The organism is Mesonia sp. K4-1, assembly GCF_008017825.1.
Classification (GTDB): domain Bacteria; phylum Bacteroidota; class Bacteroidia; order Flavobacteriales; family Flavobacteriaceae; genus Mesonia.
Genome location: NZ_VRLS01000034.1, coordinates 1 through 773, shown reverse-complemented (window position 1 = coordinate 773; position 773 = coordinate 1). Strand labels below are relative to the sequence as shown.

The 773-nt window shown below is 36.9% G+C and carries 2 pseudogenes; both read left to right on the top strand.

The features are described from left to right. Positions 1-416: pseudogene (locus FT986_RS05860) on the top strand (hypothetical protein); the annotation flags it as partial. After that, positions 400-773 (top strand): annotated as a pseudogene (locus FT986_RS05855) (ATPase); the annotation flags it as partial. The pseudogenes FT986_RS05860 and FT986_RS05855, both read left to right, overlap by 17 nt.

Here is a 773-nt window from a genome sequence, read left to right as displayed (position 1 = left end):
TAGCGGAACACTACCATCCCATACGTGAACCAATTGTGGGACAGCAGCATCTCAAAAATGGACAGGTTTTACACTCGCACCGTCCCAGCAGTGAACAAGCATTGGTATCTACTATAAACAATAACAAACAGGTAAACCTTATAAAACAACCAAAGGGTAGGCAGACTGTTATTGATTTTTTTATTGAAAATAAATTTAATGCAGACGAAGCAAATAAGTTCTTTGATCTTTACCAAGACCGAGATTGGAAAACGGGTGATGGCAAACCGATTAGAGATTGGCGGGCTTTGGCCATCCACTGGATGGATAGAGCCGAACTGTTCAACCAAGAAAATAAATTAAACAAAAAGCAAGGTTCTCAAATTAAGGACAACTTACGAACCACCAAAAACAAGGATTATGGACAACCCCTCTAGAATTATTGAAGGCGGCGTAGAATATTCGTTGGGAAAATTTGATGGGAAATGTGTGCATTATAATTTTCCGAAAATTCTAATTTACTTAAATGCCAAAGGAAAAATCCTTTTTGGAAAGAAGTTTAAAATCTATGAAAAAGACAAGAAGGTTCTCTTGAAACTTTGTTATTATTTTATAAAGGATAAAGAGAATTGCAAACGTTACGGGATTGATCCTCATAAAGGTATTCTACTATCGGGACCTGTGGGCTGTGGAAAAACAAGTTTAATGAAACTTATACCTTGTATCGTCCCTTCTCAACCAGCTTACGAGATGATCCCTAGTAGAAATGTAACTTTTAGTTTTAACCATATCGG